We start from the raw sequence: 13,241 nt of genomic DNA, 5'->3' as shown, positions 1-13,241 counted from the left end.
CTTAGGCGGGCGCGACTACCCGTTCCAACAAAGCCCGGACAATCGGGAAGTCCGCCGGAATCCAGGGAAGCCTGAGAGCTTCATCACTGTCCAATACTGAGACCCACCGCAGTTCGTCGTGATCTTCCAACGGAGCGGGCTCGCCAGCGGTGGTTTCGGCGAACCAAACACGCATGGCTGCACGGTCGTTAAGGACCCACCCGCCCGGGTGGCCAGACTCCAACTCAGGCCCCAGCCGAACTTCTATACCCAGTTCTTCTGCGAGTTCGCGGTGCAGGGCCGCCTCCGCAGTCTCCCCGGCTTCCACCTTGCCGCCAGGGAATTCCCACATACCGGCAAATTGGGGCGGTGCTGAGCGGCGCGCAGCCAAAAGGCGAGTGGGGGCTTCAAGGGAGTCGACGACAGCAGCGCCAACGACATTTATCAATGCAGTCACCGGACCAGTCTATTGGCGCCCGGAATGATGGGCATCGTCACACTGCGACGCCAATGACGAGCCGCGGGACTAAACTTGTTATCGGATTTTTCTCCGCATTCCCCAAGCTCACAAGGCACCCTCAAGAAGCAGGCTTATGACTACCACCGTGTCCCCACCCGCAACCGCCACAACAGGAAAGCGCCACCTTGGCCTGGCCATCCTGGCATTGGCCATGGGTGGGTTTGCCATTGGTACCACCGAGTTCGCCATGATGGGGCTGCTGAAGGAAATCGAGGACGGGCTCGGCATCAGCACTCCCGAGGCCGGAAACCTCATCTCGGCCTACGCCCTCGGCGTGGTCATCGGCGCGCCGATCTTCGCCGCTTTCGGGGCGAAGCTCCCCAAGAAGCACCTTGCGTTGGGTCTCATGCTGTTCCTCTCGCTGGCCAACCTGACATCCTTCATCGCCCCCGACTACGGCTTCATGCTGCTCTCCCGCTTCGCATCGGGCCTTCCGCACGGAGCCTTCTTCGGGGTAGCAGCCGTGATCGCGGCCGGCCTTGTGGCCCCAACCAAGCGGGGTTGGGCGATCTCCATGGTGATGGCAGGACTGACCGTCTCCAACGTCATTGGCGTGCCCTTGGCCACCTGGGTTGGGCAGACATTCGGGTGGCGGCTGCTCTTCATCATTGTCGGCGCCATCGGGCTGCTGACCGTTGCCATGGTGTGGAAGTTCGTTCCCTTCCAAGCGGCCCACCCCGATGCCAGCATCCGGCGGGAACTCGGAGCGCTTAAGCGTCTTCAGGTATGGCTTGCCTTGCTGATCGGCATCATCGGATTCGGCGGGTTCTTTGCCGTCTACACCTACATCGCCCACACCATGACGTCCGTGGCGGGTATTCCCGAAAGCCTCATCCCTGCAGTGGTGGCCCTCTACGGACTCGGCATGGTGGTGGGCAACATCATCGGCGGGCGCATCGCCGACAGATCCGTCATGGGCACCATCTACTGGGTCATGCCGGGAATCGCCGTCGCCCTGGTGGTCTACGCCATAGCTGCGCATTGGGCCTGGGCGGCTTTCATCATGGCCTTCGTTGTTGGAGGAGTCGGTTCGATGCTGACCCCTGCGTTGCAAACCCGCCTATTGGACGCTGCCCCGGGTGCCGCCTCTCTCGCGTCTTCACTGAACCACTCAGCCCTGAACATCGCCAACGCCCTCGGCGCCTTCCTGGGTGGCACTGTCATCGCCTGGGGCTGGGGTTACGTGGCTCCTGCCCTCGTGGGCGCGGTGCTGGCCATCCTGGGCCTTGGAGTGGCCCTGTTGAGCGGCCTGCTGGAACGCAAACGACCACTTGCCACCTGATGAAGGCATCAGCAGCGACTCGAACCAATCGTTAACGCAGATGGGCTCCGCGAAAGCGGAGCCCATCTGCGTTAACTCTGAAAAGCGGTCAGCCTAAACCTGCGGGGCCTGGACCCGTTCGATGTCCGGTTCGAGGTAAATGACCCGCGCTATCGGAACAGCTGCCCGGATCCTCTGCTCGGCGTCGTCGATTCCCTTGGCGATCTCCTCGCCCGTTTCGGACGCCTCCATTGAGATCTTCGCAGCCACCAGCAGCTCCTCCGGCCCAAGGTGCAGGGTCTTGAGGTGGATGATCCGGGTGCCGTCGGCCTCCAAGGCGGTGGTGATGCTCTGGACATCCTCCTTGGTGGCGGACTCCCCCAGCAGCAACGACTTGGTTTCCAGGGCAAGAACCACAGCGATGGCAACCAGCAGGAGGCCGATCATGGCTGTACCGAGGGCATCCCACACGCCGTCGCCGGTGATAAGAGTCATGCTGACGCCGAAGAGGGCGAACACCAGGCCGAGGAGCGCACCAAAGTCTTCCAGGAGGATCACCGGAAGTTCGGGCTGCTTGGCGTTACGGATGAACTTTACCCATGACTGCTGGCCACGGACATGGTTCGACTCGATGATCGCCGTGCGGAACGAGAAGGACTCGGCAATAATGGCGCCGACCAGGACCGCCAGTGGGACCCACCAGAAGGCACCTTCAATGCCGTGCGGGTGCTGGAACTTTTCCCAGGCCTCGTACAGCGCGAACAGGCCACCGACGCTGAACAGCACGATCGAGACGATGAACGCGTAGATATACCGCTCGCGGCCATAGCCGAACGGGTGCTCCGGGCTGGCGGCGCGCTTGGCGCGTTTGCCGCCTACCAGCAGCAGGATCTGGTTGCCGGAGTCGGCCACCGAGTGGATGGCTTCAGCAAGCATGGACGATGACGCCGTCAGGAAGAATGCAATGAACTTCAATACAGCGATGGTCAAATTCGCGGCGAGGGCCGCCACAATCGCTTTGGTACCGCCACCTGCAGCCACGAAAGCTTCACCTCTTCGGGTTTGGGAAAGTATGGAATGGGCCAAGAAGAGTCGTCATCGTCTGATCTTGCAAGCAATACCGTACCCGGCGGCGCGCTGTTTACGCATTCCCCACTCTGGCGCCCTGCTGGGAACGTGCACTGGCGTAGAGGCACACAGTGGCCGCCGTGCCCAGATTCAGGCTCTCAGCCGCTCCGTAGACCGGAACAGCGACACGATGATCAGCAAGTGACAGTTCGGCGTCGGACAACCCCTGGGCCTCATTGCCGAACAGCCACACTGTGGGCGCCTCCAGCGCGTACTCAGAGGCCACGGAATCATTCCCGAGCCTACGGGCAGCATTCTCGTCCTGGAGCCTGTCCAGGTTGACCGTCCCATAACCGTCCGCGGCCAGAACGCCGATACCGCGCTGCCTGCAGCGCTCCACCAAGTCCTCAACGTCGGCACCAAGTACTACCGGGAGGTGGAAGAGGGACCCAGCGGTCGAACGAACCGCCTTCGGGTTGTAGATGTCTACGCTCGAGCCGGTCAAGACCACGGCATCGGCTCCGGCAGCGTCAGCTGCGCGCAGGACGGTGCCGGCGTTGCCGGGGTCCCGCACCTGGCACATGACCGCGATCAAGCGCGGAGCGGCGTCGAGCACTGACTCCAGGCTCACGTCCACAAAACTGCACACGGCCACAATCCCCTGCGGATTGACCGTGTCCGCCATGGCGGCCAGCACTTCGTCGCTGGCCAGACGGAGCGGCGTTCCCTGCGCGAGGTCGGCAAGTTCGGGAAGACGGTCAAGGCAAGCTTCGCTGGCAAAGACTTCATGCACGACGGCGGGACCACCCGCCGCGGTGCGCTCACGGTGCAGGCTCAACGCCTCGCGCACCGCCTGCGGACCCTCCGCCAGGAAGCGTCCGCGCTTTAAACGCGCCGGGCGCCCGGCAAGCTTGGCGACGTCCCTCACCCGATCAGCTCGGGGGTTGGTCATCGGAAAGTCTTGCGGGCGCCCGGTTTCGTTCATATAAAGAACTTTAGTGGCAGTTGCGACTAGTTCTTGATCTGCTGGCGGGCTTCGCCGCCGGCCGGCTCGAAACCGGCAGCCTTTGCAGCCTCAACGGTGGAGAACCAGTATTCAGCAGCGGTGGTGTTGTACCAGGTGGAACCCGGAACGTGGTACTTCTTGGACTCGGCGTTGCCCTTGATGGCGTAGCCTTCCGGAGCCTCGTCGCCATCGGCAGCAACTGCGCCGTCGATTGCCGGCTTCTCGGAAACGACAGCCTTGACAGCCGTTGCCGTAGCGGCTGCCGGAGCAACCTTTGCAGCCTTCGGAGCAGCCTCAGCCTTGGCGGCCGGAGCGGACGTGTCAGCCGGGAGTGCAGCCTTGGCAACGTTCACCAGAGCGGCGAAAGCGTTGGCGTCAGAGACAGCCAGCTCTGCCAGCATGCGGCGGTCAACCTCAACCTCAGCGGCCTTCAGGCCCTGGATCAGACGGTTGTAGGTGAGGCCGTTGGCGCGGGATGCAGCGTTGATGCGCTGGATCCAGAGGCGACGGAAGTCGCCCTTCTTCTTGCGGCGGTCGCCGTAGCTGTACACAAACGAGTGCAGCAGCTGCTCTTTGGCCTTGCGGTACAGGCGCGAACGCTGACCGCGGTAACCCTTGGCGCGTTCGAGGACAACCCGGCGCTTCTTGTGGGCGTTTACCGCCCGCTTCACACGTGCCACGTGCGTACTCCTTCAGAAATCTTTATCCCAAGCTGCTACTGCCGGAAACCCGGCCGGCCTGAGAAGGCTTTTGGTGTAGTCGGTCACTGCCGGATGGCAGCAACCAAAGAACTTGGAACTTAGACGCCGAGCATCTTCTTGATGACCTTGGCATCGCCCTTGAAGACGAGCTTGTCGCCGGCGAGGCGACGGGTCAGCCTGGAGGACTTGTGCTCCAGGTAGTGACGGCGGTTGGCCTGCTGACGCTTCAGCTTGCCGGTACCGGTCAGCTTGAAGCGCTTCTTAGCACCGCTGTGGGTCTTCATCTTCGGCATGGGAACCGATCTCCTTACGTATCCACGGACGAGTCCGCGATTCTTTCGCGCAGCCGGCCTACGAGGGCCGGCGTGCTGGTTGCTTGCCGGTGGAGGCGGGGCCTCCGCGGCGTTGAACTAGTTGGTCTTGCGTGATGCAGGCTTCGGCGCGGCCTTGGGGGCCGCGGGCCGGGCTGCCGGCTTGGGAGCTGCCGGCTTGGCTACGGGCCTCGGAGCCGCAGGAACTGCGGGCTTCGGAGTTGCCGGAACCACAGGCTTCGGAGTCTCGGCCGGGGCAGCCTTGGCAACCGGAGCCTCAGCAGCCTTGACCGGTGCAGCCTTGGGAGCAGCCGGGACCTCAGCGGCCTTGGCCGGTGCAGCCTTGGGAGCCGGGGCTTCCTTGACTACGGGCGCTTCTTCGACAACAGGAGCTTCTTCGACGACAGGCGCCGGAGCTTCTTCTGCAACAGCAGCCTCTTCGACCGCCGCTTCCTCTTCAGCTGCCGGGGTTTCTTCAACAACCGGAGCTTCATCAGCCACGGCTGCTTCAACCTCGGGGGCCTCCACAGTTTCCTGCTTGGTCTCTTCTTCGCCAGCCAGCAGGCCGGCCGGAAGAAGGTCACCCAGGGTCTGCGTCAAGGGAGCCTGGTCACCAGTGGTGTCCACCCGTCCCGATGCCTTGGCTTCATTCTGGGCCTTGGCTTCGGCACGCTGGGCCGCACGGCGGGCTTCAGCCTTCGCTTCAGCCTTGTTCTTCAAAGGACCGATCACCATGACCATGTTGCGGCCATCGATGCGCGGGCTGGACTCGACGATGCCAACCTCGGCAACGTCTTCAGCAAACTTCTGGAGCAGGCGGATGCCCATTTCGGGACGCTGCTGCTCACGGCCGCGGAACTGGATCATGGCTTTGACCTTGTCACCGGCACCGAGGAAGCGAAGTGCGTGGCCGCGCTTGGTTTCGTAGTCGTGCTTGTCGATCTTGAGGCGGAAGCGAATTTCCTTCAGAACCGTGTTGGTCTGGTTCTTGCGGGCTTCGCGGGCCTTGACTGCGGCTTCGTACTTGTACTTGCCGAAGTCCATCAACTTGCAAACAGGAGGCTTAGCCTGCGGGGCAACTTCAACGAGATCGAGATCGGATTCGGCAGCAAGACGCAGTGCGTCCTCGATGCGGACAATTCCTACCTGTTCGCCGGCAGGGCCGACCAACCGCACCTCGGGGACGCGGATACGCTCATTGATTCTTGGCTCGCTAATGTTAAAGCTCCTGTGGTTGTGGTAATTTCACCGGCAAATAGAGAAGGCCCCCAATTGCTGGTGCAATCGAAGGCCTCAACGGTCGGCTGACTCCCCTTGCGGGAAGTACGCACTCTGCGTGGCTGTGCCACCCAAGTGTCCGACCAGGTACCCGGCAACCTCTTGTCCCGAAAGGGATCACGTCCCTGAAGGGAAACGGCTGACGCGGGTGGGAGAGAACTCCGCTTGCAAACTGAAAGACAATTCTACAGAAACAACCCGCCAAGCGCACATTGCACGCGGCGGGAGCATTACTGCTGATGTTCACTGTGATTGATCACTGTGAATAACGACTTCCAGTCGGTCTGTGACAAGCTTACCAGTATGAGCACTGAAGACAGCAATTCCCGCAACGCCTACAGCGAAGACGCCGATCCTGCCGCCGACACGGGGGTTTCCCAGCAGATCCGCGACATCGCTGAAGTTCCCGCCGTGGAAGTCATCACCACCGGCGCCGTTCACCTGATGAGTGCTGCTGCCGTCAAGGTCGGCCTGGCGGATGATCCCAACGCCGAGGACCTCAAAGACCTCGACGAAGCCCGCAAGTTGATCACGGCCCTCGCCGGCCTGGTCTCCGCTGCCGCCCCGGAAATCGGCTCCCAGCACGCCGGTCCATTGCGCGACGGCCTCCGCTCACTGCAGCTCGCCTTCCGCGAAGCCTCGCTCATTCCGGATGCACCAGGCAAGGGCCCGGGCGAAAAGTTCACCGGTCCGGTGAACTAGCGCCAACTGCCGAAAGAATCAAACGACGGCGGGTCGACCACACATGGTCGACCCGCCGTCGTGTTTTCCACCAGTTTGCCGAGTCAGACGCGGGCGGCCCGTCGACGCATGGACGTAAGTACCAGGCCCGCGATACAGAGGACGACGCCAGCTGAGCCGATGGCCGCGAAGCCAGCGGAAGGACCCACGGCGTCGATGAAAACACCTGCCAAGGGGGCGCCCAGCGCGACGCCGGCCGTCAGGGCCGAGCCATACCAGCCCATGGCTTCGCCTCGGCGTTCCTCGTCCACGAGGTCGGCAACCTTCTCCGACGATGCGGACAAGACGGGTGCGCACAACAGGCCCGGCAGAAGCGACAGGAAAGCCAAGGTCCACGTATCTTGTGCGAAGCCCATGGGAATAGTCAGTGCGGCCATGCCCAACAGCAACAGCATGGGCGAAATCGAACGCTTCATAGATCCGTAGATGAGTCCGCCCACCACGGACGCGGCACACCAGAAGAAGAACACGATGCCAATTTCATTCTCGTGCCCACCACGCTCCAGCAGCCCAACGATGCTCACGTCCGACCCACTGAGCACCATGCCCGATCCCGCGGCCACCGCGAACAATGCGGCCACGGATACTGTGAACCAGGTGAAGTTCCTCGCGACGCGGTCACGGAGCGCTGAACCGCGTGAGGTATTCGAGGCCATCTCCGAGGCCGCCTCCTGGACATGGGCCGGCGCGGAAGCCACCATCGCAGCTTCAGCCGCAACCAGGTCTGCCGCAGCCCGCTCAGCGGACTCCTGCGGCGTGCAGGCCACGTCACTTCGCGTGGGCGGGTTGAACCACATCAGGAACAGCCCCGCCACGGAGACCGAAATGCCCACCGCTGTCAGGCCGATCGCAGAGAAACCGCTGGTGGCAACGATCGCACCAACAGCCGGGCCAATCATGAACACAAGTTCCGTTGCGATGGAATCGAGGGCGAACGCCGAACGCCGCTGCTCCCCCTCCACCATGACACCCAACGACTGACGCACAACACTGAAGATCGGCAAAGTGAAGAGCCCGCCGACGAAGACCAGCGGCAGCAGCCACTCATAGGAGACGTGCGGAACGATGGACCAGATCACGGTTTCAGAGACGACCGACGGGATCAGGGCCTTCCTCAGCCCCACCGTGTCCACTCGTCGACCACGCCATGGCGCGCCCAAGGCCATGCCGATCGTCATCACAGCTGCCGCCGCACCAGCGGCGGCGTAGCCCTGGCCCAGGGTTAGAACGATGTGCAACGTCAGGAGCACGCCCGCCGCGGAATGCGGGATGCGGGCGATCATGCCCACCACCAACAGGCGCCTGACAGGGCGGATGGACAGCATCTCTTTGTAGAGAGCGAAGTTCACTGGCAAAATCCTCTTGTTCCCCCGGGGCAGACCGGGGAACCGGAACTGCCGTTAGTGCTGCCCAGGCTCCTGCGCCGCACGCTGCAATTTAACTTCAATGGAGTCAACGCCTTCAGCGAAGGAATCCATCCGTGCCCACACCTCGTTGAGTTGGGCAACCAACGATTGCACAGCCACGGCATCCAGTCCGTCTTCGAGGAAGAGCACCACCCGCAGCTCCGGGCCCGACCCACCACCGGAGACCGTGCGGCCGTCAGCCGTCAAGGACGCAACGCCGGCGCCCGGTTGGGTCTCCAGCCGACGGACAGTCCGGAAGGCTGACACCGTGGAAGCGAGAGCAGCCTCCAGTTGATCATCAAGGTATGACGGCGTCCAGTCCCGCTGTTGGGCGAGTGCCCACATTGCCGGGCGACGAACCACGAAGGTGAAGTTCGAGCCGGGATCCAGAACCAACAACTGCGCGCCTTCGGAGACAGCTGAAAGGGCCGCACGGGCCGCGTAAACGGCCACGGGACGGGCATCGCTGTGCCACGCTTCGAGGGCTACGGCCGAGGTGAAGACAGGCATGGCCTTACGGCCGTCGGGCGCCGTGAGTGTGACCAAAGCCATATCGGCCTGCTTGTCGGCATGCAGTCCGTCAACGCCGTCGGCTTCCTCGGCGAGCTGGGCGACAACCGGAACGAAAACCCGCGCCGTGGCGAGTGAGGCTACTACTTCGGCCTCGCCTCCGGTCCCGTTGACCAGCCCGGCAATGGCGGCGAGGTAACCGGCGTCCGCCGTCCCGTCGTCGTCCTCGAAGTTGTGGATCTTTGCGTCGTCTCCCGTCAGGCTCCGGCCTGCCCACGGTTGCCCGGCAGAGTCAGTCGCTCCCCCGGCACCGGCCAACGCTGCGGCGATGTGGCCCGGCAGGTGCCGGCTGCCGGCGCCATGGTGGCCGTGGCTTCCGTGCGGGTGTCCGGCATCCTGGGACATCAGCGGCGACCGGCAACGTCCAGGGCTTCGGGCAGGGTGAAGGCGCCGGCATAAAGAGCCTTGCCCACGATCGCACCCTCCACGCCCATTGGGACAAGTTCACGCAGGACCCGGAGGTCCTCAAGGCTTGAAATTCCCCCCGAGGCCACAACAGGCTTTCCGGTCTTCTCCACCATCTGGCGCAGCAGTTCCACGTTCGGTCCCTGCAAGGTGCCGTCCTTAGTGACGTCAGTGACGACGTAGCGGGCGCAGCCGGCATCCTCAAGGCGGGCCAGGACCTCCCAGAGGTCCCCGCCTTCCTTCGTCCAGCCACGACCGGCGAGCGTAGTACCGCGGACATCAAGACCAACGGCGATCTTGTCACCGAAGCGGTCGATGGCCCTGCGGGTCCATTCGGGGTTCTCCAACGCTGCCGTGCCGAGATTCACGCGTGCAACGCCAAGGTCCAGGGCACGCTCCAGTGATTCGTCATCGCGCAAACCGCCGGACAGTTCCACCTTCACGTTCAACTGTGAGACAACCTCACTGATGAGGTCGGCATTGTTGCCACGACCGAAAGCGGCGTCAAGGTCCACCATATGAACCCATTCGGCGCCTGCGTTCTGCCAGTTCAGCGCTGCTTCCAGCGGTGTTCCATAGCTGGTTTCCGAGCCGGCTTCTCCTTGCAGGAGGCGGACTGCCTGGCCATCAACAATATCGACGGCGGGCAGGAGTTCCAGAACGGACTGGGAGGAGGTGGTCATGTGGGTCCTTGGAGTTCGAGGGTGGCGCGGTTATTCGAGTGACCGGTTCAGGTACCGGGCAGCGTCAAGAGATAGGCGGCCAGCAGGGACATGCCCGCCAGCACGTAGAAGGAGATGGAAACCCAGCGGGGCTTCTTCTGCTGATGGAAGGAAATGCCGCCACCCACCAGCACACCGGCGAGGCCCATGAGGACAACAGACCACATCTAGGCGGCACCGCTTCCAGATGCTGCCACACCTGGCGTGCCGGGCTTTTTCAGCCCGTCCACCCAGTTCCGCAGCAGCCGCGCCCCGGCGTCCCCTGATTTCTCGGGGTGGAACTGCGTTGCGCACAGCGGGCCGTTTTCGACTGCAGCAATGAAGCGTGCACCGTGCTCGGACCATGTCACCTGGGGCGGGGCCATGCGGGGCTGCACAACATCGAAGTTCCATTCCTGGACACCGTAGGAGTGCACAAAATAGAAGCGCTCCTGCTCCACCCCGGCGAAAAGCTTGGAACCTTCGGGAACGTCCACGGTGTTCCAACCCATGTGCGGGACAACCGGAGCAGGCAGCAACTCCACTTTGCCTGGCCACTCTGCCATGCCTTCAGATTCAGTGCCGTGCTCAACCCCGGCCTCGAAAAGGACCTGCAAGCCGACACAGATGGCCAGCACAGGGCGCCCGCCGGCCACCCGGCGACCGATCATGCGGATCGCATCCACGGCCTTAAGTTCCTTCATGACGGTCTCGAACGCGCCCACCCCGGGAACGACGAGTCCGTCGGCGTTGAGGACGTCTTCCGGCTTGGAACTCAACACTACGTGGGCACCGGCACGCTCAAGCGCCCGGACAGCGGACCGAACATTGCCCGAACCGTAATCGAGCACGGTGACAGTTGGCTTGCCTTCCGGCGACTCGGGCCTCACCGAAGCGATGGTGTCGGCCACCGCGCCGTCCTTGAGGACCTGGCCGCTCACAGTGCCCCCTTCGTGGAGGGGATGCCCTCGACCCGGGGGTCGGATTCCACCGCTGCACGGAGTGCCCGCGCAAAAGCCTTGAACTGTGCTTCCACAATGTGGTGCGGATCGCGGCCCGCCAGTACGTTCATGTGCAGGCAGATTCCGGCGTGCAAGGTGATGGCTTCAAAAACGTGGCGCGTCAAAGACCCAGTGAAGTGGCCACCAATGAGGTGGTATTCCTGGCCCGCGGGCTCGCCGCCGTGCACCAGGTAGGGCCGACCGGAAACATCCACGACGGCGTGGGCCAGGGCTTCATCCAAGGGAACCGTAGCTTCGCCAAAGCGGCGAATGCCGGCCTTGTTGCCCAAAGCAGTGCGCAGGACTTCGCCGAACGTAATGGCCACGTCTTCCACCGTGTGGTGGGCATCGATGTGGGTATCGCCAGTGGCCTTGACGGTCATGTCAATCAACGAGTGCTTGCACAGCGCGGTCAACATGTGGTCATAGAAAGGCACAGAGGTGCTGATGTCCGAGACACCGGACCCGTCCAGGTTGATCTCCACCAGGACGGAGGATTCACTGGTGGTGCGCTCCATGCGCGCGGTGCGGGCAGCGGACGGCGTGGCGCCGGTTTCGCTCATTGGGACGTCCTTATACACGAAGAGTGGGTTGGGTCTATGGACAAGTTTAGGCGCGCTGTGGCGGCTGGCCGTCCAGCAGTGCTTCCAGCGCCTCAAGGAAGGCCGTGGTTTCCGGCTCGGTCCCTGCGGTGACCCGCAAGTGTCCGGGAATGCCGACGTCGCGAACCAGCACACCCGCGTCAAGCAGGCCTTGCCAGATGGCGTGCGGGTTCACCAGCCCGCCAAAGAACACATAGTTGGAGTCCGAGGCTGAAGGCTTGAGACCCATGCGCAGGAGTTCAGTCACGATGCGGTCGCGTTGGACCTTGATGTCCTCGACGTCGGCCATGAGGGCCTCACGGTGGTTGAGGGCCGCCAGGGCAGTTGCCTGAGTAACAGCCGACAGGTGATACGGGAGGCGGACCAACCTGATGGCGTCTGTAACCTCGGGTGCTGCGGCCATATAGCCCAGCCGGGCGCCCGCGAGGGCGAAGGCCTTGCTCATGGTGCGGGAAACGATCAGACGCTCGCGCCCGGGCAGCAAGGTCAGGGCACTTGGCGTGTTGTCGTGGGCGAACTCGTGATAGGCCTCGTCGACGATCACGATGGCCTGGCTGGCCTCCCCGGCCTCGTAAACGGCCTCAACAACATCCAGGCCCAGGCCTGTTCCGGTGGGGTTGTTGGGCGAGCACAGGAACACAATGTTGGCTCCTGTTTCACGAACCTGCGCTGCCGCCGACGCCGCATCCAAGCCGTAGTCCTCTGCCCGGACTCCGCGTACGTATTCGGTATCCGTGCCACTGGCCAGCAGGGGGTACATCGAATACGTGGGCGGGAATCCGAGTGCCTTCCGACCGGGTCCGCCGAATGCTTGGAGGATCTGCTGCAGGACCTCATTTGAACCATTGGCTGCCCAAATGTTGTCCGGGGTGAGATCGTGGCCAAGGTATTCGGCCAAGGACTCGCGCAGTTCGGTGAACTCCCGGTCCGGGTAGCGGTTCAGCCCCGTGGCCGCGGCGGCAACGGCTTCCGTGATGGCCGCCTGGACGTCCGCGGGAACGCCATGAGTGTTCTCGTTGACATTGAGCAGGATAGGAACGTCAAGCTGCGGTGCGCCATAAGGGCTCAGTCCACGCAGGTTGGTCCGGAGGGGTAGTCGGTCTAGTCGCTCAAGCTGGTCACTCACCAAGACAGTTTAAGGGGCTACCGGGACTGCCGAGTAACTGTGACGCCGCGCCACCGGATCCAGCCACGGTGGAACGCGCTAGCTTGCCGGGACGAACAAACGCTGCCCGGGCTGGATCCGGCCACCATGGAGGTCGTTGAGCTGAATGATCTCGGAGATGACATCCCTGGGATCGCGCTCCGGAGCAGCTGCGCCGGCGATACCCCACAGCGACTGCCCGGGCTGGACCGTCACGGTCACCGCGACCGGCGGCTGGAGCTGCGCCTGCGAGTCCGAGGCCTTGGCAGGGGACGTAATGAAACCGGCCAGGCTCAGCAGCGCAGCCACCAGCAGCATTGCGGGGATGCCAAAGAAGACCATCCGACCCCGGCGGGTAAGACGCAGGCGCGTCGGCGCCTGGGTAGTGCGGAAATCAGCGAACGTAGTGATTGCGGACATGAGCTGAGCCCTTCTGAGCTATTGCCTTGCGCCGGATTCCGGTACATGGCTGCCAATTCTTTGTGTTCCCCTCCCCCGATCCCGGATGTTCGAACACTCTGTTCGAACATCCGTCATCCGGTTCGGG

16 protein-coding genes are annotated in these 13,241 nt (G+C 63.2%); 2 read left to right on the top strand and 14 right to left on the bottom strand.

Features of this window, described 5'->3' with window-relative positions:
• Position 1 precedes the first annotated feature (1 nt).
• Complete coding sequence (locus J3D46_RS13010) at positions 2-436, bottom strand: (deoxy)nucleoside triphosphate pyrophosphohydrolase (RefSeq protein ID WP_308102699.1); 435 nt, start codon at positions 434-436, stop codon at positions 2-4.
• 136 nt (positions 437-572) lie between these two features.
• Here J3D46_RS13010 and J3D46_RS13005 point away from each other — a divergent pair, with 136 nt between their 5' ends.
• Positions 573-1,781, top strand: coding sequence for an MFS transporter (locus J3D46_RS13005; protein ID WP_231339182.1), 1,209 nt, complete (start codon positions 573-575; stop codon positions 1,779-1,781).
• Positions 1,782-1,874: 93 nt separating this feature from the next.
• Here J3D46_RS13005 and J3D46_RS13000 read toward each other — a convergent pair whose 3' ends face one another.
• The 5 genes from J3D46_RS13000 to infC form a co-directional block, all read right to left on the bottom strand.
• Positions 1,875-2,801 (bottom strand): cation diffusion facilitator family transporter, encoded by a 927-nt coding sequence (locus tag J3D46_RS13000; protein WP_253467646.1) that lies wholly within the window; start codon positions 2,799-2,801, stop codon positions 1,875-1,877.
• A gap of 100 nt (positions 2,802-2,901) precedes the next feature.
• A complete protein-coding gene (locus J3D46_RS12995; protein WP_231339180.1) occupies positions 2,902-3,813 on the bottom strand; it encodes an RNA methyltransferase in 912 nt (303 codons plus the stop codon).
• A 26-nt stretch (positions 3,814-3,839) separates the two neighbouring features.
• Positions 3,840-4,514: a 50S ribosomal protein L20 gene (rplT, locus tag J3D46_RS12990; protein ID WP_026547339.1), complete on the bottom strand. Its 675-nt coding sequence runs from the start codon at positions 4,512-4,514 to the stop codon at positions 3,840-3,842.
• Between the two features lie 119 nt (positions 4,515-4,633).
• A complete protein-coding gene (gene rpmI / locus J3D46_RS12985; protein WP_011774324.1) occupies positions 4,634-4,828 on the bottom strand; it encodes a 50S ribosomal protein L35 in 195 nt (64 codons plus the stop codon).
• 117 nt (positions 4,829-4,945) lie between these two features.
• A complete protein-coding gene (infC, locus tag J3D46_RS12980) occupies positions 4,946-6,022 on the bottom strand; it encodes a translation initiation factor IF-3 (protein WP_253467643.1) in 1,077 nt (358 codons plus the stop codon).
• Positions 6,023-6,427: 405 nt separating this feature from the next.
• On the opposite strand from infC, the gene J3D46_RS12975 reads away from it, so the two are divergent.
• On the top strand, positions 6,428-6,826 hold the full coding sequence (locus J3D46_RS12975; protein WP_253467640.1) for a DUF1844 domain-containing protein: 399 nt from the start codon (positions 6,428-6,430) through the stop codon (positions 6,824-6,826).
• Positions 6,827-6,909: 83 nt separating this feature from the next.
• On the opposite strand, the gene J3D46_RS12970 is transcribed toward J3D46_RS12975, so the two are convergent.
• The 8 genes from J3D46_RS12970 to J3D46_RS12935 form a co-directional block, all read right to left on the bottom strand.
• A complete protein-coding gene (locus J3D46_RS12970) occupies positions 6,910-8,214 on the bottom strand; it encodes an MFS transporter (protein ID WP_253467638.1) in 1,305 nt (434 codons plus the stop codon).
• 51 nt (positions 8,215-8,265) lie between these two features.
• Complete coding sequence (locus J3D46_RS12965; protein ID WP_253467635.1) at positions 8,266-9,186, bottom strand: SseB family protein; 921 nt, start codon at positions 9,184-9,186, stop codon at positions 8,266-8,268.
• Positions 9,186-9,929, bottom strand: coding sequence for a bifunctional 1-(5-phosphoribosyl)-5-((5-phosphoribosylamino)methylideneamino)imidazole-4-carboxamide isomerase/phosphoribosylanthranilate isomerase PriA (priA, locus tag J3D46_RS12960; RefSeq protein WP_231339175.1), 744 nt, complete (start codon positions 9,927-9,929; stop codon positions 9,186-9,188). The genes J3D46_RS12965 and priA overlap by 1 nt, the downstream gene beginning before the upstream one ends.
• A gap of 47 nt (positions 9,930-9,976) precedes the next feature.
• A complete protein-coding gene (locus J3D46_RS12955) occupies positions 9,977-10,135 on the bottom strand; it encodes a hypothetical protein (RefSeq protein WP_231339174.1) in 159 nt (52 codons plus the stop codon).
• Positions 10,136-10,888, bottom strand: a complete 753-nt coding sequence (gene hisH, locus J3D46_RS12950) for an imidazole glycerol phosphate synthase subunit HisH (RefSeq protein ID WP_253467631.1) — start codon at positions 10,886-10,888, stop codon at positions 10,136-10,138.
• Positions 10,885-11,511 (bottom strand): imidazoleglycerol-phosphate dehydratase HisB, encoded by a 627-nt coding sequence (gene hisB, locus J3D46_RS12945; protein ID WP_089594411.1) that lies wholly within the window; start codon positions 11,509-11,511, stop codon positions 10,885-10,887. Before hisB ends, hisH begins: the two co-directional genes overlap by 4 nt.
• A gap of 46 nt (positions 11,512-11,557) precedes the next feature.
• The gene (locus J3D46_RS12940; RefSeq protein WP_253467629.1) at positions 11,558-12,676 is read right to left on the bottom strand and encodes a histidinol-phosphate transaminase; all 1,119 of its coding nucleotides are present in this window, start codon (positions 12,674-12,676) and stop codon (positions 11,558-11,560) included.
• A 78-nt stretch (positions 12,677-12,754) separates the two neighbouring features.
• Positions 12,755-13,114: a LysM peptidoglycan-binding domain-containing protein gene (locus J3D46_RS12935; RefSeq protein ID WP_231339171.1), complete on the bottom strand. Its 360-nt coding sequence runs from the start codon at positions 13,112-13,114 to the stop codon at positions 12,755-12,757.
• Between the last annotated feature and the right edge of the window lie 127 nt (positions 13,115-13,241).

The sequence above is a fragment of the Paenarthrobacter sp. A20 genome (genome assembly GCF_024168825.1).
In the GTDB taxonomy this organism is placed as follows: domain Bacteria; phylum Actinomycetota; class Actinomycetes; order Actinomycetales; family Micrococcaceae; genus Arthrobacter.
The sequence above is the reverse complement of the archived record's forward strand: the minus strand, read 5'-3'. Positions and strand labels throughout refer to the sequence as shown.